Below are 16751 nucleotides of genomic sequence, written 5' to 3' on the forward strand. Positions count from 1 at the left end.
GGGGGAGAATAATCAGAGGAGGAGGTTAGCCTTGCAAATATTGTTCAAACACAGTTCGCTGGGAAACTTTCATTTGCATGCCTTTCTTATAAAATTGGAAATTATTTCGACCTTGTTCCTTGGCTGCATACATGGCTTGATCTGCATGTTTGAGCAATTGTTCCAAGGTATCTCCATCGTAGGGATACATGGAAATCCCCATATTTGTAGAAACGTAAATATCACCGATTTCCATACGAAAAGGCATTTTCAGCAAGGTGATGATGGTCTGAGCTTGTTCGATCAGGGATACTTGATTCCCTTGGGGAAGTAAGATGACGAATTCATCCCCGCTAAGTCTGAAGACCGAGCCCTTTTCCTGTAAACTACTCGAAAGTATGGAAGCAAATTTCTGTAAGGTATGATCCCCAACCAGATGACCGAAAGAATCATTAATCCATTTGAATCGGTAAATATCCAAATACACAACGCCTAAGGTTTCCTGGTATTTCTGCGCATGGGAAAGAGCCTGTTGGAACTGCTCATTTAATTGATTGCGATTGGGTAATCCGGTCAAATAATCGAAGTACGCTAACTGATGGATGAGTTCTTCCGACTTCCTTTTTTCAGTTAAATCCCTGAGGTAAGCCGTGAAAATCGGTTTCCCCCCATACACCATATCCGTGATGATAATTTCAGCAGGAAATGTACTGCGATCAGCGCGGTAGGCCGTAATTTCGAATCGTTTGCCAATGATGGATTCAGCCTTCAGACTTAACAATTGATACAATAGAGCAGCATCTTGTCCATCTTGATCGAAAGGCAATAGAAGATCGAATAATGTACGTTTCAGCGCTTCTTTGCGCGTGTATCCGAAGAGACTTTCTGCCGCAGGATTGAATTCTATGATCCAGCCTTGAGGTTTAAACATGAAGATACAATCGATAGCTGATTCTAAAATGGAAGCTTTGAGCGCAATCTGTTCGGCTAGTCGTCGATCTACGGATAAAGAACTAATAAAGCTGATTGCAAAGATGAGCAATGTTCCAAAGGCCACATACATAGCCACGACATAGAAGTCCATATTCATAGCATTGGCACTATGAGGATGAATGACCGTAGGGAACGATATCTCAGCCGATAACATGCCCATATAGTGCATCCCAGCAATAGCAGTGCCCATGATCAGGCTGCTAGTTAATAGTCTCTGTTGGTTGCGTTTAAAAAAGAAATAAAGCGCCGTAATGGATGCGAAAATAGCAATCACAATCGATAGCGTAAACGGTACGAGCCTATAGTGGATGGTCACATTTTGTAAAGCTGCCATACCGATATAATGCATGCCGCTAATCGCTAACCCCATGAAGGTACCTCCAATAAGGAAGCGTGAACGAATGGAGCTGGCTTGAAAGGCCACTAGGAGACCGATCAGTGCACCCCCGACCGCTACTAGAATAGAGATACTGACAATTGAAATATGATACGTGACGCCATGGGGCAAATGATAAGCTAGCATCGCGATGAAATGCATGGACCATACGCCTACACCCATGACAAGGGCACTACAAAGTATCCAACTTTTCTGATGCCATCCTTCTGAAGTGGACACTTTCCGAGCTGAATTTAAAGCCGTATATGAGGCAAGCAACGCAATAACGAAAGAAAGTAAGACAAGTACAACATTATAACTTTCCGCTAGCGAGTGATGCATGAGAGCCCCTCCTACCCGTTTCCCGAAATAAAAAAAGGACAATCCCGAATAAAGGATCATCCCTTCATATCCGGCAACCTGTCAACCATAGCATTCCATGAGGAATGCGTTAGGCCATGGCTTTGCGTCTCATCGTTTCCGATGATTTGCCCTTTTCAATTTGATCTTCAAATACCGTGCCGTACCCATTGAGTCTATTACTATTTAACTATTATAGAGGAGGGTAAAATTACCTGTATATAGCGATAAATGCGTGCTTTTGTCGAATTCAATTAAGAAAGGTAAAGTCGACCCATTTTTTTACCACATTAGGTAAAATACACGGCTTAGTCGCCATTTCAACGAATCCGCCCAGATACAAGCATTTCATGATGTTGGCTAAGAAATAAGAAAAAGACGATGGATGGTTTATCAACATGAGGAGCAGGATAATGATGAAGATTGGAAAATTTGTAATTATTCATAATTCCGATAAGACTTCTTTCCTGCACTTCTTGTCCTAAGGCTTATAACTATCATATAATAGTAAATAAATATTTTATCGATAGGCTTATTGTTGATCCAGAAAAGGTGTGTGATTAGGCCGCGACCTGGCTTGCTGTTACGCTTAAGCAGGCGCGCCTGTATCCTTTCTGTAAATTTCAGGGTATAAGGATGGTTAAAATGAGCAACAGACAAACTACAACAGACGTCATCTTAATTGGTGCTGGAATCATGAGTGCGACCTTAGGGACACTTCTGAAAGAATTAGTGCCGGAATGGGAAATTAAAGTCTTTGAGAAGCTCGAAAAAGCTGGAGAGGAAAGCTCTAACGAATGGAATAATGCTGGTACAGGGCATGCAGCACTGTGCGAGCTTAATTACACTTCCGAGAAACCAGACGGATCTGTAGATATTAGTAAAGCAATCCAAATTAATGAACAGTTTCAGCATTCCATGCAGTTTTGGTCCTATCTTGTAAACAGCAAGCTAATTCGTGACCCCCAAGACTTTATCATGCCATTGCCTCATATGAGTATGGTTCTTGGGAAACAAAATGTATCGTTTTTAAAGAAACGGTATGAAGCCATGTCGAATAACTCCCTGTTTCAAGGTATGGAATATTCCGATGACCCTAAAAAGCTAATGGAATGGATTCCACTTATTATTAAAGATCGTCCATCGAATGAACCGATTGCAGCAACCAAAATTGACTCCGGTACGGATGTTAACTTTGGTGCTTTAACGCGTATACTGTTCGATCACTTAAAAACTAAGAACGTCGATATCAAGTACAAACACAGTGTTGATAATATGAGACGTACTGGTGATGGCTCTTGGGAATTGAAAATACGTAATATCAACAGCGGTAGTGTTGAGCGCCATACGGCTAAATTCGTCTTTATCGGCGGTGGTGGTGGAAGTCTGCATCTACTGCAAAAATCCGGTATCCCTGAAGGGCGAAATATTGGAGGTTTCCCAGTAAGCGGAATTTTCATGGTGTGTAATAATCCAGATGTTGTCGCGCAGCACCATGCCAAAGTGTACGGCAAAGCGAAGCTTGGAGCTCCACCAATGTCTGTACCGCATCTAGACACACGATTTATCGATAATAAAAAGTCGTTGTTATTTGGACCATTTGCCGGGTTCTCACCAAAATTTTTGAAAACCGGTTCTATGTTCGATTTGGTTACTTCGGTAAAACCGAATAATCTCGTGACGATGTTGTCGGCAGGTGCCAAAAATATGTCATTGACCAAATACCTGATCGAGCAAGTCATGTTATCGAAAGAAAAGCGCATGGAAGAGCTGCGGGAATTTATCCCAAGTGCCAAAAGTGAAGATTGGGAGCTAGTTGTAGCGGGTCAACGTGTACAAGTTATTAAAGACACTGCTGCTGGCAAAGGAACGCTTCAGTTTGGTACGGAAGTTATTAGTTCAGCTGACGGCTCATTAGCGGCTTTGCTCGGGGCTTCTCCTGGAGCTTCCACCGCGGTTTCGGTCATGCTAGAGCTAGTAACCAAATGTTTCCCGGAACATATCAAGGAATGGGAACCGAAAATTAAAGAGATGATTCCGAGTTATGGTGTGTCACTTCTGAAACATCCTGAGCTTATTGATGAAATTCATACGTCAACAGCTCGGACTCTTGGTCTAAATGAAAAGAGAACGTTACAGGCCGCACGTCAAACTTAACGTCATGTAATATATAATAATCAGTGGGGAGTCTGCTTCGCGGCAGAACTCCTCTTTTTGTTGCGCATCAGTTTTTGTTGAACGAAGACCAGTTTTTAAGCGAAATAAAACCACAATTGAACTTTTGCATGAAACTCGATCTGTCCAGGTTGGATTGGAGTGGCTGCGTTGGCCGCAAGTTTGGAAACCATATAGGGGGCTGGCTCCGAGGTTTTGAAAAGTTCCTTGACTTGGTAGGGGGTAGAGGCAAGCGTTGCCCCCAATGAATGCGCAATCGTCAAAGCCTTCTGCTGCGCGTTACGAATGGCTAGCGACAATGCCTGAAGTTCATAGGATTCCGGTTGAATCATTGTAAATTGGATGCTGGTAACCTGATTGGCACCGTTGGCAACGGCAGTGTCAACAATATTCCCTGTTTGCCCTATTTTTTCATTCATGATCTGTAACAAATGGGTAACTTTATAGCCAATAAAGGTTTGTTTTCCATCCTTATAATCGTACTGGATATCGATACGATAATCAGTCGTTTGTATCTTCTCGCTCGGAATGGCTAATTGGCGTAGTGAATTGATGATATTCGAGATGATTTTAGAATTTTCGTTTTGAATTTTATTTAAATCGGGACCCTCTGTTACGGCCCCAAGTACAATTACGGCACGATCGGGAGCAGCAGTCACGATTCCCTCGCCTACGACTTCGATGGTGGATGATTGGTTCAACTGGGAAGAAGAAGCGGGCCGGTAAAATGGCGGATAAGCATACATGAGAGGGCTCCTTTCTTGTGAAGGACACTACCTTAATGTATGAATTAGCAAGCCTAATATGCTTAATTGTTAATGACCCTAAATTAGCGTTTTGCGTCTTTACAATAAGGGGAAATTGACATACGCTTTCTTCAAAGATGAGCCCGTAAGAAGGATGTGGCACAAGTGCAAATAGATTTGATTTCCGCACTGCTGGAAACAGCCGATTTGAACATTCTAAAATTTGATAGCCATAACCGAATGGAAATGAACTACCGTAATCGGATTTTCGAAGAGTATTATATGATGACCTATATAAGAAAAGGATCTGCCAAATTAAAAGTAGAGGATAAGGTCTATCAGCTGCACCCGGGAACGGTTATTTTTATACCTCCCCACCTTAAGCATGATCAATACAAAGATAGTGATGAGGAAACGGAATTCCTTTGGTGGCACTTCACGTACACCATTCATCATGTAGTTGATGTTTTGCCTTTTCTACAGATCCCCTACATATATTCTCTCAAAAACCACAAACGATTTGAGGAAGTCTTTGATGAGCTCATGCTTTCCATGTCTAGAAAAGGGCATCTGCCCAATGTCATTTTGCAAAAGGCAAAATCGCTAGAACTGCTGTATTTGCTGCTGGATAATGCTTTGGGAAGCGTCAAGACTGCAAGCGAGAGCCAGCCATCTCATAGTTTTTTATCGATCCTGCTGACAATTGTCAACCAACCCGAAGCGTCGCTTTCGCTCGCCGATTTGGCTGCCGAACTGCACATGAATCCCACTTATGTAAGCAATCATTTCAAAGCCATATTTGGCAAATCCCCAATTATGCTGCACCGAGAAATCAAAATCGCTAAAGCCAAGTCGCTTCTCGAAATGCGTGAGATGACAATTACCGAAATCAGCGAAATGCTTGGCTTTAATGACATTCAAACCTTTACAAGACTTTTCAAGAAGTATACGGGTATTTCCCCTCGCCAATACAAAGAACTGTTTAGTAGAGCGCTTTAAATAGTGTTGTACTACCTGTAAAAGTGTTAAATATCAGCAAACGTTTGCTCTGTTTTCCATAGGCATCCTCCTCTACACTTATCTCAGGGCATGGAATTCCCACATAAGGAGGCAGGTCAATGGAAACAGTCAGCATTGTTTTTTCAGAAAAGCAGAAGGTGGAGGTCACAAAGCAAAGCTTTGAAGCTGCACTTGGTGAGACAGAGATTTTATGTGCTGCGATTTGTTCGCTGATCAGTACAGGGACAGAGCTTCAGTGCCTGCGAGGCGTCTTCGATCCGGATACGAATTGGTCAAGCTGGGTGCAATATCCATTCCATCCCGGTTATTCGATGGTGGCGGAAGTGCTCGAGGCAGGGTCAGCGGTTCAACATGTACAAAAAGGGGACCGTATATTTGTGGAAAGTCCGCATACCCAATTTTTTAAGACGAAGGCGGAGCATGTTGTGCGACTCCCGAAGGAAGTCAGCGCCGAAGAAGGCGTGTGGGTTAATCTGTCGAAAACGACACAGCTTGGCGTGAGAAGGGCAGAACTGGTTCTCGGAGAAACGGTTGGTGTTATTGGGCTCGGGCTCCTTGGTCAGCTGGTGACGCAATATCTGTATCTTTCCGGCGCCAAAGAAATTTACGCGCTGGATCCTGCAGAGAGCCGCGTCCAGCTTGTTCGGGATAGAGCGGGTATTCATCGGCTGGCGATGGATGCGGGTACGGCAAAAGCGTATATCGCAGAGCAAACGAAGGGCAAGATGCTGGATGTTGTTTTTGACATTACCGGGCATCCCGCAGTATTAGCACAAGCTACGCAGCTTGTTAAACCTTTGGGGCGTGTCATTCTGCTAGGAGATACAGCTACGCCATCCGTACAGGGAATGGGCCGTAATGTGGTTTCCAATTCCGTAGCCATCCTAGGTATTCATGCTCAAATGAACTATAAAGGATGGCATCATCCTGAAATGGCAGATCTGTTCTTAAACTACCTTACGCAAGGAAGAATGGCTGTAACCCCGTTAATTACGCATCGGTTCTCCCCATTGGAAGCACCGCAGGCGTACGAGTTACTCGTTAACAATCGAAGCTCAGCGATGGGTGTTCTTTTTGATTGGACTAGGCTTGGGGAAGAAAGCTGATGGGAAGCGCGGCATGAAGAGATGGCTATATGCCAGCAGAGAAAAAGCAGCCGATGGCTGCTTTTTCTTTGCCAATTAACTTACCATGGGATCGAAAATCGGTGACGCGTACTTTTCCAATTTAACGTACCCGTTAATACGAGGGCGGCGAAATAGAGAAACAAGGAACAGACAATTGAAATGATTACGCACCACATCTGCGGCATACCATGGCTGACAAAATAGGTATAGGTCCAGTGTCCGCAAATCATCATCAGTATCATGCAGATCCCAACCTTGACATAAGGACGAATACTCCAATAGAATCCGATCGAGCTTGAGATGGAAAAGAAGTTCAGCATTGTTTGCAACACAATGCCGATACCAATGCCGTAAGCAACGCCAATAATACCATATTGGCTGCCGAACACGAAGATTGAGATACTCTTGAATCCGGTGGCTATTATGTAGTTCCACAGGGTAGCTTTCGCGCGGCCGAGCCCAAGTAGAATCGCATGAAGCGGAGCGTCGAAATAATGCAGGAAAAACATCGGCGCCAGTATTTTTAGAAGCAATCCTGCATCCGGCGCATGATAGACTAGTGTCGTTAGGGGAGTTGCCCACACGTACAGGATAACGGTCGCCGGTGCGCCGATTAGGAGTCCCAAGATCATAGCTTGATTCATCCGCTCATGTATGAGCAGACTGTTCTTGTTCGCCGCTGCCTCGCCAATCGCAGGAATGAGAGCGGTGGACAAGGACTGCGTGATAAAGCTTGGCATGAACAGCAGTGGAAACGCATAGCCAGCCAGCATACCGAATTGCTTCGTGGCCAATGCCGTACCGATGCCGGCCAGCGCCAGGCTGGTTGTAATAAGAAGCGGTTGGAAGGTGCTGTATAACGAATGAATGACTCCGTGCCCTGTCGTCGGCAGTCCAATTTGTAGCAGTTCGCCGAGTGTGCTTCTTCCTTGTTTTAGGTGGCTTGCCCAAGTCTCTCCCGGCAGCTTCGACTCACCGTAAAGCTTGTAGCTTGTCACCAGGAAGAGGAGGCTGATCGCTTCGCTGACAACAGAGGCAGCCATGGCTCCCGCAGCCGCATAGGCGACGCCATAAGGCAGCAAAAGGTGGACCAGCGCTAGTACACAGGCGATTTGCACGGTATGCTCCAGCACATCGGAAGCGGCAATGGTCTTCATCTGCTGCATGCCGCGGAAATATCCCTTTAATACGGCGGAGACAGCGACGATCGGTGCGATCGGCGTAATCGCCAGCATCGCGTAATAAGCGCGTTGGTCGCTTAGCAGAATGGATGCGATCCACTCCGATCCAAATAACGATAGGGTCGTGAGCGCTACGCTCAAGACGCCCGTGACAGCGAGAGAGACATGCAGAATGCGCCTCACTTTCATCCGTTCGCCGCGAGCGTTGGCCTCAGCGACCAACTTTGAAATGGCCACCGGCAATCCAAGCTCCGTAATCGTAATGACGAGCGGGACGAGCGGATGAGCCATCATCAAGATGCCGATTCCCTCCGCGCCCAGTACGCGAGCGATATACATGCCGCTGATAAAACCGAGAATACGGTTGATGAAGGCAGCGACAGACAAGACTAGCGTACCTTTCATGAACGATTGCCCATGTTGTGACATGACTTGTGTCCTCCTGTTTATCGAATACTTAAATATGTATTCAAAAATTGGAAAAGCATGCGAACAAGCCTGAGTTGATGTCTTTTTTGGACATGTGGGTGAAGGCTTAGTTTGTTTACGACTGTCGCAAGTTGCCCTACGAAGGATAATATGATAGTATTACCTGACGAACGTTCGGAAGGAGTGATGGAATGACTGCAACACGGATTAAAGAAGTGGCACTCACTCATTTTGCTAAAAACGGATATGAAGGTGCATCGCTTGCTGATATTGCTACTGATGTAGGGATCAAAAAACAATCCATTTACACGCACTTCAAAGGGAAAGATGAGCTATTTCTTGCTTTGTTTGATGAGGTGCTGGCGAAAGAATTGAATTTTGTTCATACGTATCTCGACAGCAATAAACATATATCCATTGATCAACTTCTATATGGCTTTCTAATCCAATATAAAGAACGATATGAACAGGATAATAACACCAAATTTTTCTTGCGAGTGGCCTTTTTCCCGCCATCCCATCTCTACGATGAGATCGTTAAACAAGGTTACAGTTATTTAGATACGCTTGAAACTATGATAATGCCGATATTCGATCAAGCTTTAAACAAAGGTAGTATTAGCCCTGAAGTCAGCAGCGAAAAAGCAACAGTTGCGTTCTCTGCTGTGTTGGATGGCATGTTTGTGGAATTGCTATTTGGTGGTTCTGCGCGATCGCTGAAAAGGATTGAATCTTCTTGGTTCGTCTTCTGGCGTGGTATCAAAAAGTAAAAGTAAAGTGAAAGCAGCAGGAGGTTTGTACACATGAACCGTTATTGGATTTATATTTTCGTCGGTGTTATTTTTGAAGTGATTTGGGTGACAGGATTAAAACATTCGGATACGACATGGACGTGGATAGCTACGATCATTGCCATACATGTCTCATTTCATCTCATCATAAGTGCGTCTACCAAACTGCCCGTGGGAACCGTATATGCCGTCTTTACAGGCATGGGGACAGCGGGGACGGTAATTGTGGAAATGCTATTTTTCGGAGAGCCATTCCAGTTTCTTAAAGTATTCCTTATTCTACTTCTTTTATCCGGCGTATTTGGATTGAAATTTGTGACAAGCACGCAAGATGAGAAAGGAGCTGCAGCCTAATGGGTTGGTTTTTTCTCATATTTGCTGGAATGTTTGAAGTGGTAGGTGTCGTTGGTATGAACCAAATTAATAGAGCGAAAAACATTCGTGCGTTTACTATTTTCATCGTAGGTATTGTCATGAGTTTTGCATTCCTAAGCCAAGCGATGGCAAGCCTGCCTATGGGTACCTCTTACGCGGTCTGGACAGGGATTGGTACGGTTGGAAGTGCAGTCGTAGGGATGCTGTTCTATGGGGAATCCAAGGATTGGAAGAGGATTGTGTTCATCGCGATGGTGTTAAGTGCTGCAGTAGGGTTGAAATTAATTTCTTAATTGTATACAAATCAGGTGCGAGTAAACCGCATGTAATCGAATAACTGCGAAAGGCCTTAGGGTAAACCCCGTAAGGTTCTTTTTCGTATGGGTACAATTTATCCAAGGAGAGACATGAGTACAAGCCATATTAAGCAGAAATTCATTTACTAGTAATAGAGTTGTTTCAAGCAAGGAAGATTCATGTACGGTTTGCCTTAGGGAGGGTATGATTCGTGAACTATTGTGGCCCTGCAGATGAGGATGAATTTCAAGAAAGATCACATAGATATTGTTCATGTTCAGTTGCTTTAAGCTGCATCGGTATTCCGTGCGTATGTCCAACCGGCCCAACCGGCCCGACCGGCCCAACGGGAGCAACAGGGACGACCGGAGCAACTGGAGCAACCGGAGCAACCGGAGCAACCGGTGCAACGGGAGCAACGGGTGCAATCGGAGCAACTGGAGCAACGGGTGCAATCGGAGCAACCGGAGTAACTGGCGCAACAGGGGCGGCCGGAGTAACTGGCGCAACCGGGGCGACTGGAGCAACCGGAGTAACTGGCGCAACAGGGGCGACTGGAGCAACTGGAGCGACCGGAGCAATTGGACCGAATTTTGCGTCGACTGGATTTTCGGCATTCTTATCTACGCTATCCATTGCAACAAGTACACAGCTTACGAACTGGTCGACGGCTAGTCCTTATTATGGACATGCGAACTTTAACGCAGTTACCGGCAACTTCACGATACCGACAACAGGAAGGTATACGATACTGGCAACGATTAACTACTCCACGACTGCAGCTATCAGCGTGAGCCTAGGCCCCGGGGTCAATCCTTTTTTTGCGGTGCAGCGATCGTCCCCTTCCGCCGTCAATTTGGTGAGCGGTTTTCTACCAATCTTAAATGTTAACATAGCATTGGTCCTAACTTTGCGAGCAGTACTAGGAACCGGTGAAATTACATTGGCTGGGGACGTTGCGTTGTCGGCGGGCGATGTTGTCGGCCTATTCTATAATGCGTCTGGATTAACGATTACGATCAATATAGGCAATGGTACGACTGGAGTTGTGTGGTCAATGCATCAGATTGCATAGTAAAATATTGAAATAAATCAAAAACATGTATAACCATTGAAGGGGAACATTCATCTAATATAAGTATGTAAAAGGAGTCAACACATCGAAGGGAGGAGGGGCGGTGATCAAGAAGAGATGCAGCGCGAGGAAAAAGATTATTGAGCTGACCATCGTTCACAAGACATCGTCTTCCTGCCTATCCTTAAACAAAGGGAGCGTAAGTAGGCCTAAGCAGAAAAAGCCGCATTATCGTCGATCAATGACGAGGATCACACCTCCCGTTCTCCCTTGTTCTCGCAGTCGATATCCAACCCAAAAGTCAAAGACTGAATGGAACCTAAATCCAAAACCTAATCTTAAGCTAAAGCTAATATATAAACCAATGGTTAAGCCTTCTCCGTCACCTAAGCACCGCCATTACCATCCTTCACCTCCGCCTCCTCCGCCAGCCCCGCTGACAACGATCAATAAAGAATGCTGCGGCAATATACTGCTTCAAGGCAATCAACCTGGATTTCGGATATGGGAGATGGATGTGGAGTCCAAGATTGAAGTGGCTCAGATTAGTATATATTCGAGCTCGAGTAGCACCCAAGCGCTTGAGGTGGACATTGAAACGGATGACGCGGATAACAAACGACTGAGCATTCCTCCGGGCAGTACCATAAACTTTATAGGCCAAGGTGTCAAAGCAATTGCCATCAATTCACTGCGCGACGAGATGAGTTATGTAGAAGGCAAGTACGCCATCTCCGCTACTCTCCAAATCCAATCCGAACATCCCTGCGATCATGAATAAGGTGGTTCTTACGCTTAAGTGAAAAACCACCTCAATGGCAGCGCACTTCTTACATGCTATATCGCACGGTTATGCAAAACTCCCCGGTTGCCGCTGATGTTGTCGTAATATTAATCGTATCGAACCGCCCGACAGTAAACGAGGTGCTGCCTCCTGGCGGCACCTGTATAGCAGTCATGACGGGATTTCCCGAACGGAGGAAAGCTACCGTAATGAAAGGGGTCCCACCTGTTTCATTTTTGATATATCCAGTTCCGCTAATCAGAGTTGCCATATTATCGGTGTAAACGATAGTTGTACCTGCTGCAGCCATTAGCCAATTCGTACATACTTTGTCCTGTACGTAGGTTTTTTCCGAACAACAGCAAAGAGATGAGTTACAAGAGCACATTATGAGGCCTCCTTTAGTTGTCATTTGGCTCTATTAAATCGAATAACGGGTTGTGATACAAAATTCGCCTTGATATAAACCATCGTTTATCCCAGCCAGCGTTAACTGTATAGTGGCGAAGCGTTGGTAAGTAAACGCCAGACTTGTTCCAGGTCCAATGGGAACGGTAGTCGTTAAGATGGAAGCCCCCGCACTGTTCAATACATCCAACGTAATAGCAGCAGGTCCGGAATCGAATTTCACATATCCCGTACCCACAAGGTTCGGATTAATATTGTTCTTGTAAGCGACAATGACTACATCTGTGCCATCTACTGTGCCGGTCCATGGCGTACATACTTTATCCTGCACGAAATTTCTCTCTGAGCAGCAAGTTAAAGCAGAGGCCGAATTATCGCATGCCATAGTTAAGAAAACCTCCGTTTCTCTTTGTTTCTAAACTATTTAATGCGGGCAAAAACCTGAACGCTTGGACATCTGCCTGAATGACGAATATTTAATATGACATGTCTGGGAATACCAACGTTAAGAAACTCTATAAAAATATGCAAAAACAGCGCACATTTCCCTTATAAGGAATGTGCGCTGTTTTTGCGATATTGGTGTGGAGAGGTTCCAATGTGAGTTTTAAATAACTGACAGAAGTAAGACACATTGTTCAGCCCGACAGCCGAGGAGATATCATGAATAGGCTCCGATGTGGTTCTGAGCAGCCAACAAGCTTCTCTTAATCGTTTGGCTGTTAAGTATTCCGTAATGCTGCTGCCGGTAAATTTGCGAAAGAGGTGGGATACATGAGTGCTATTTAAGTGTAGAGATTCTGCTAGGTCTTCTAGCTTGAAGGGATGCTGATAGTTGTCATCAATCCATTTCATGATGTGTTCTACATGATGAGTTGGGCGTAGGGTGGAGGAGGCGGGATCCTGTTTATCTGGCCAATGTGCTCGCAAGCCCTGTAGAAAGGCGATCAAGAAGATCGTGAACTCTTCCATGTGTTCTTCCTTGGGAGTCCCCCGTAAAGCATATTCGAATTGTTTCATCGGAACATCCCATTCTGGCGGTAATTCAGGCAAGTATAGGACTTGGCAGGTAAGCGTATCTTTCCACAAGGATCGGAAAAAGCTCTGCAATTTGGGCAACGTGCTCAGCATGTTGTCTACAATAGAAGGTTCAAATAAAAACTTCGAGCGTTCGTAGGATTCGTCTGTTTTGGTATTCAGGTCTATTTTGACCCGATGCAATTGATAAGGTTGAAAAAACATCAATGTGTTTGGTTTGATTTCGTACATAAAAGGATCAATGATGACGGAGCCTTCCCCTTCATGCACATAAATAAATTCCATGCCTTGGTGAGCATGATAAATGTCCCAGACGGCAGTCGTTTGGCGGCGAAACGTCATTTGGACTGGTTCAGTATTCAGTTGAAAATCCTTAATGAGATTCAGTAGGACAACCTCCCCTAAACAAATCACAATACAACAACATTTTAACACAATGCAGGGCAAAGACAATATGTTACGATGTGGCTACAATGAAATCATAATCACAATTTCATTGAGGAGCAAACCCAAATGATAACAACACGGCATTTTGACAAGCAGCAAAGTATAGAAGCACGATGCGGCTCTAATACTCCGCGTATCTTAGAAAATATTGCTAACCACTATATCGGGACGCACCCTTCAAATTCATTCACTTGGCGGTTGTATAGCCGGCAAGGTTTTAGGCAACTGGCAGATGCCAGATATGACCTTAACTTGGGGGAGAAGTTTCCCGATGCGACAAACGGACAATTTGGCTATGCCTTCACTCAAATATGGAGCGATACGGATAGAGTTATCGAGTCGGCACTAAGCTGCTATGGACCAGCAACAGTGTATGTAGATGGACAACTGCTCTATAAGACAGAGACACTTGATGAGCTGAATCCCGCGAACAAACGTCATTTGAAAATACCGCTGAGTTCGGGTTGGACGACGATTTTAATTAAAATGCGTAAAACGCCAGCCGGGTTCGGCTGTATCCTGGGAACGATTCGCAGCAAATGGACTACGCCTCCTGCCTTATCCCCATTCAGCGAGCGAGAGGGTCAAGCAGGATGGATCTACTCGCTTCCCGTAGATGAGGATGTGTTTAAAGAGCATGCGTTGCCTGTACTAGGGCAAAGTGAAATGGAGACGGGCATGGAATGGCGACCATCGTTGAAGTGGGAAGCAGAGCAGATTAAGCAACCTGTATTTACGAGAATGTTTGGGAATCAAATCGAAACAGGTCAATATGCTTATGGTTGGACGCATCTCCTCTGCCAATCTCAAGGAAAGCAGCGCTATTCCTTTAGGGGAACGACCCAGAGTGCAGCACTAACCGTGTGGATAAACGGTATAGAAGTGTTCAACGCTCAGGCCTCAGAACCGATCCATTTTGACATCGATCTTGCCTATGGGCAGCATCAACTCTTGGTACGGTCACAAAGCGGCGGGAAGAATTGGGGCTTTCAATTAGACATTCATCAAAACGGTCAGTTATGTGAGGTCGAGCTTCCGCATCCTATCCAAGGTACAGAAGAACGCTGGCTGTATGCAGGACCTTTTCAAAGTGAAAAGGAGTATAAGCCTGAAGAACTGCAAACGATGTATACCGTATGGGAACCAGAGAACGGAGGCCTTTATTGGCGACTGGATCAACCGGATGCGTGGGTTCGTCCCTATTTGGAGAATACGAATCATGCACGTTGGAACTATCCGCTGGGCGTCACGCTGTATGGATTACTGCAGGCAGGCAAAATGCTGGGGCGTGAAGACATTGTACGTTACGTGACAAATCATATATCAGAGTGTACCAAGCTTTACGATTATGCACGGTGGGATCGCAAACAGTATGGCTTTCCTTGGGTAAACCATCAGCTAGTTGAGTTGGATATGTTGGATGATTGTGGTTCATTTGGATCTGCCATGCTAGAGGCTTATACAGAAAGTCAGGAAAGTACCTATTTGGAAGTAGCTGAAGTGATAGCAGACTTCATATGTAACCGCCAGGAACGTAGAGAAGACGGGGCATTTTATCGGGAAAGTCCTGGATATTATATGGAAAAAACGCTCTGGGGCGATGATCTGTATATGAGCACTCCGTTCATGAAGCGCTATTATTTACTCACGGGGAATGTAGCGGTTCTGGATGATGCGGCTGAGCAATTTGTAGCCTATAAAAAGTATTTATACATGCCTGAGCTGAAAATTATGTCGCATGTGTATGATTTCAAATTTGATACAGCCACCTATGTGCCATGGGGCCGTGGGAACGGTTGGCCTCTATTTTCGCTGTCAGAGCTATTGGAAGTATTACCTGCAACTCATGCTCGTAGAGGAGATTTAGTTGCCTTTTTTCAAGAGATTTGTGAGGGATTGCTTTCACTTCAAGGGGAAAATGGGTTGTGGCATCAAGTCCTGACGCATCCTGATTCCTATGAAGAGACCTCCTGCACGGCCATGTTCATTTACGCTTTCTGTCGAGGTTTGCGTCTGGATATCTTGAAGGATAACCGTTCCGCATTTGAAGCGTCCATTAGGCGTGCTTGGAAAGGATTAACAAGCAGGGCGGTCGACCAGTACGGCAATGTGCATGGTGTGTGTACGGGATCCAAATACGCGTTCACCGCTGATTATTATAAGGATGACTTGCCTTGGAAGACGAACGATACACACGGTATCGGTATTGTAATGCTGGCTGGTATTGAAGTTGAACGGTTGAACAATTATTTGGCAAGTGGAGAGTGAGGTGGACCATGAGCGAAGAAGTCAGATATCATATGCTTCGCCCTGAACAGATTATTGCGAGGAGAACATCATGTCCAGTCGTTTATATACCTATAGGCACGCTGGAATGGCATGGCTTGCATAATCCAGTTGGAGCCGACTCCTTGCAAGCAGAAGGCATTGCCATTCGATGTGCACAAAAGGGAGGCGGTCTTGTATTTCCGCCATTGTACTACGGCGAAAGCCGGGTAGAAGGCTTGATGGAGGCAAATGCGGCGGACAGACAGCAAATTGCAGAAATGATGCAGCTGAGTCCAGACAACTTTCTTCCGGAACGAATGCCTTTTTCCGCTATGGAACAAGTAATCAATTACGAGAAGCTTCTCTTGCATATCCTTGCGGAAGCGGAATCACTCGGCTTTCGGGTAGGCGTGCTAGTTGCCGGACATTATCCGTTAATCGATCATGCCAGAGCGGCTGCGATGCTGTTCAACAAGCGGTTGCATAGCCGCAGCAGCAGCGGCATGCAGGCTTGGGCGTTTGTTGATTATATGTTGGTGGAAGATCGGTACGAATGTGCCGGGGATCATGCTGCTGGGTGGGAGACTTCGCACATGATGGCGCTTCATCCTGAGACGGTTAGACTGGATTTACTTCCTCCGAAAGGGGAGCCGCTTGTCGGTGTCGGAGGTGTGATGGATCCGAGGGATTCAACCGCAGCTTTCGGCAACGAGACGATCGACTTGGCTGTCGATATTGCTGTTAAGGAGACGCTGCATCGCTTGGAGAACAGAAGCATGTATTTCCGACATGGGCATTCGTTTCGGGAAGGATTATGGAAACAGGAATAATTATAGGAGACCAACCGTATCAACAGGATGCGGTTTGTTTTTCTAGAGAGGC

At 45.4% G+C, this 16751-nt stretch carries 17 protein-coding genes and 1 riboswitch; of the genes, 10 read left to right on the plus strand and 7 right to left on the minus strand.

The annotated features are described in order from the left end of the window. Nucleotides 1-25: 25 nt before the first annotated feature. Entirely contained in the window at nt 26-1690 is a 1665-nt protein-coding gene (locus AC58QG_RS18285; protein ID WP_497363559.1) for a sensor domain-containing diguanylate cyclase, read from the minus strand. A gap of 69 nt (nt 1691-1759) precedes the next feature. After that, nucleotides 1760-1851, minus strand: a riboswitch (cyclic di-GMP riboswitch). Between the two features lie 177 nt (nt 1852-2028). Continuing rightward, a complete protein-coding gene (locus AC58QG_RS18290; protein ID WP_497363560.1) occupies nt 2029-2154 on the minus strand; it encodes a hypothetical protein in 126 nt (41 codons plus the stop codon). Nucleotides 2155-2353: 199 nt separating this feature from the next. On the opposite strand from AC58QG_RS18290, the gene AC58QG_RS18295 reads away from it, so the two are divergent. Further along, a complete protein-coding gene (locus AC58QG_RS18295) occupies nt 2354-3865 on the plus strand; it encodes a malate:quinone oxidoreductase (RefSeq protein ID WP_497363561.1) in 1512 nt (503 codons plus the stop codon). A 95-nt stretch (nt 3866-3960) separates the two neighbouring features. On the opposite strand, the gene AC58QG_RS18300 is transcribed toward AC58QG_RS18295, so the two are convergent. Further along, nucleotides 3961-4629: an SIMPL domain-containing protein gene (locus tag AC58QG_RS18300; RefSeq protein ID WP_497363562.1), complete on the minus strand. Its 669-nt coding sequence runs from the start codon at nt 4627-4629 to the stop codon at nt 3961-3963. 165 nt (nt 4630-4794) lie between these two features. On the opposite strand from AC58QG_RS18300, the gene AC58QG_RS18305 reads away from it, so the two are divergent. Together AC58QG_RS18305 and AC58QG_RS18310 are read left to right on the plus strand one after the other, a co-directional pair. Continuing rightward, the gene (locus tag AC58QG_RS18305; RefSeq protein WP_497363563.1) at nt 4795-5628 is read left to right on the plus strand and encodes a helix-turn-helix domain-containing protein; all 834 of its coding nucleotides are present in this window, start codon (nt 4795-4797) and stop codon (nt 5626-5628) included. 119 nt (nt 5629-5747) lie between these two features. Further along, a complete protein-coding gene (locus tag AC58QG_RS18310) occupies nt 5748-6755 on the plus strand; it encodes a zinc-dependent alcohol dehydrogenase (protein ID WP_497363564.1) in 1008 nt (335 codons plus the stop codon). A gap of 80 nt (nt 6756-6835) precedes the next feature. Here AC58QG_RS18310 and spoVB read toward each other — a convergent pair whose 3' ends face one another. Then, complete coding sequence (gene spoVB, locus AC58QG_RS18315) at nt 6836-8386, minus strand: stage V sporulation protein B (protein WP_497363565.1); 1551 nt, start codon at nt 8384-8386, stop codon at nt 6836-6838. A gap of 191 nt (nt 8387-8577) precedes the next feature. On the opposite strand from spoVB, the gene AC58QG_RS18320 reads away from it, so the two are divergent. The 5 genes from AC58QG_RS18320 (at nt 8578) to AC58QG_RS18340 (ending at nt 11705) form a co-directional block, all read left to right on the plus strand. Next, nucleotides 8578-9156 carry a TetR/AcrR family transcriptional regulator gene (locus tag AC58QG_RS18320; protein ID WP_497363566.1) on the plus strand — a complete coding sequence of 193 codons (579 nt, stop codon included), beginning with the start codon at nt 8578-8580 and terminating at the stop codon, nt 9154-9156. 33 nt (nt 9157-9189) lie between these two features. After that, nucleotides 9190-9531 (plus strand): DMT family transporter, encoded by a 342-nt coding sequence (locus tag AC58QG_RS18325; protein ID WP_497363567.1) that lies wholly within the window; start codon nt 9190-9192, stop codon nt 9529-9531. After that, the gene (locus AC58QG_RS18330; RefSeq protein ID WP_497363568.1) at nt 9531-9845 is read left to right on the plus strand and encodes a DMT family transporter; all 315 of its coding nucleotides are present in this window, start codon (nt 9531-9533) and stop codon (nt 9843-9845) included. The genes AC58QG_RS18325 and AC58QG_RS18330 overlap by 1 nt, the downstream gene beginning before the upstream one ends. Before the next feature lie 215 nt (nt 9846-10060). Further along, a complete protein-coding gene (locus AC58QG_RS18335; protein WP_497363569.1) occupies nt 10061-10924 on the plus strand; it encodes a hypothetical protein in 864 nt (287 codons plus the stop codon). Nucleotides 10925-11288: 364 nt separating this feature from the next. Beyond that, nucleotides 11289-11705, plus strand: coding sequence for an S-Ena type endospore appendage (locus tag AC58QG_RS18340; RefSeq protein WP_497363570.1), 417 nt, complete (start codon nt 11289-11291; stop codon nt 11703-11705). A 49-nt stretch (nt 11706-11754) separates the two neighbouring features. On the opposite strand, the gene AC58QG_RS18345 is transcribed toward AC58QG_RS18340, so the two are convergent. The 3 genes from AC58QG_RS18345 to AC58QG_RS18355 all read right to left on the minus strand — a co-directional run bounded on the left by AC58QG_RS18345 (nt 11755) and on the right by AC58QG_RS18355 (nt 13496). Beyond that, the gene (locus tag AC58QG_RS18345) at nt 11755-12096 is read right to left on the minus strand and encodes a DUF3992 domain-containing protein (protein ID WP_497363571.1); all 342 of its coding nucleotides are present in this window, start codon (nt 12094-12096) and stop codon (nt 11755-11757) included. A 33-nt stretch (nt 12097-12129) separates the two neighbouring features. Then, on the minus strand, nt 12130-12501 hold the full coding sequence (locus AC58QG_RS18350; protein WP_497363572.1) for a DUF3992 domain-containing protein: 372 nt from the start codon (nt 12499-12501) through the stop codon (nt 12130-12132). Nucleotides 12502-12665: 164 nt separating this feature from the next. Further along, nucleotides 12666-13496 (minus strand): AraC family transcriptional regulator, encoded by an 831-nt coding sequence (locus tag AC58QG_RS18355; protein ID WP_497363573.1) that lies wholly within the window; start codon nt 13494-13496, stop codon nt 12666-12668. Between the two features lie 171 nt (nt 13497-13667). Between AC58QG_RS18355 and AC58QG_RS18360 the strand changes: the two genes are divergently transcribed. Then, complete coding sequence (locus AC58QG_RS18360) at nt 13668-15869, plus strand: glycoside hydrolase family 88/105 protein (RefSeq protein WP_497363574.1); 2202 nt, start codon at nt 13668-13670, stop codon at nt 15867-15869. Nucleotides 15870-15877: 8 nt separating this feature from the next. Continuing rightward, nucleotides 15878-16699, plus strand: coding sequence for a creatininase family protein (locus tag AC58QG_RS18365; protein WP_497363575.1), 822 nt, complete (start codon nt 15878-15880; stop codon nt 16697-16699). Nucleotides 16700-16751 lie beyond the last annotated feature (52 nt).

It is taken from the genome of Paenibacillus sp. J22P169 (assembly GCF_059691995.1).

Bases quoted from the DNA above. Each gene is read 5' to 3' on its own strand.
- AC58QG_RS18285 (WP_497363559.1), bottom strand. From the start codon at position 1,690: ATGCATCACTCGCTAGCGGAAAGTTATAATGTTGTACTTGTCTTACTT.
- AC58QG_RS18290 (WP_497363560.1), bottom strand. From the start codon at position 2,154: ATGAATAATTACAAATTTTCCAATCTTCATCATTATCCTGCTCCTCAT.
- AC58QG_RS18295 (WP_497363561.1), top strand. From the start codon at position 2,354: ATGAGCAACAGACAAACTACAACAGACGTCATCTTAATTGGTGCTGGA.
- AC58QG_RS18300 (WP_497363562.1), bottom strand. From the start codon at position 4,629: ATGTATGCTTATCCGCCATTTTACCGGCCCGCTTCTTCTTCCCAGTTG.
- AC58QG_RS18310 (WP_497363564.1), top strand. From the start codon at position 5,748: ATGGAAACAGTCAGCATTGTTTTTTCAGAAAAGCAGAAGGTGGAGGTC.
- spoVB (WP_497363565.1), bottom strand. From the start codon at position 8,386: ATGTCACAACATGGGCAATCGTTCATGAAAGGTACGCTAGTCTTGTCT.
- AC58QG_RS18320 (WP_497363566.1), top strand. From the start codon at position 8,578: ATGACTGCAACACGGATTAAAGAAGTGGCACTCACTCATTTTGCTAAA.
- AC58QG_RS18325 (WP_497363567.1), top strand. From the start codon at position 9,190: ATGAACCGTTATTGGATTTATATTTTCGTCGGTGTTATTTTTGAAGTG.
- AC58QG_RS18330 (WP_497363568.1), top strand. From the start codon at position 9,531: ATGGGTTGGTTTTTTCTCATATTTGCTGGAATGTTTGAAGTGGTAGGT.
- AC58QG_RS18340 (WP_497363570.1), top strand. From the start codon at position 11,289: ATGGTTAAGCCTTCTCCGTCACCTAAGCACCGCCATTACCATCCTTCA.
- AC58QG_RS18345 (WP_497363571.1), bottom strand. From the start codon at position 12,096: ATGTGCTCTTGTAACTCATCTCTTTGCTGTTGTTCGGAAAAAACCTAC.
- AC58QG_RS18350 (WP_497363572.1), bottom strand. From the start codon at position 12,501: ATGGCATGCGATAATTCGGCCTCTGCTTTAACTTGCTGCTCAGAGAGA.
- AC58QG_RS18355 (WP_497363573.1), bottom strand. From the start codon at position 13,496: ATGACGTTTCGCCGCCAAACGACTGCCGTCTGGGACATTTATCATGCT.
- AC58QG_RS18360 (WP_497363574.1), top strand. From the start codon at position 13,668: ATGATAACAACACGGCATTTTGACAAGCAGCAAAGTATAGAAGCACGA.
- AC58QG_RS18365 (WP_497363575.1), top strand. From the start codon at position 15,878: ATGAGCGAAGAAGTCAGATATCATATGCTTCGCCCTGAACAGATTATT.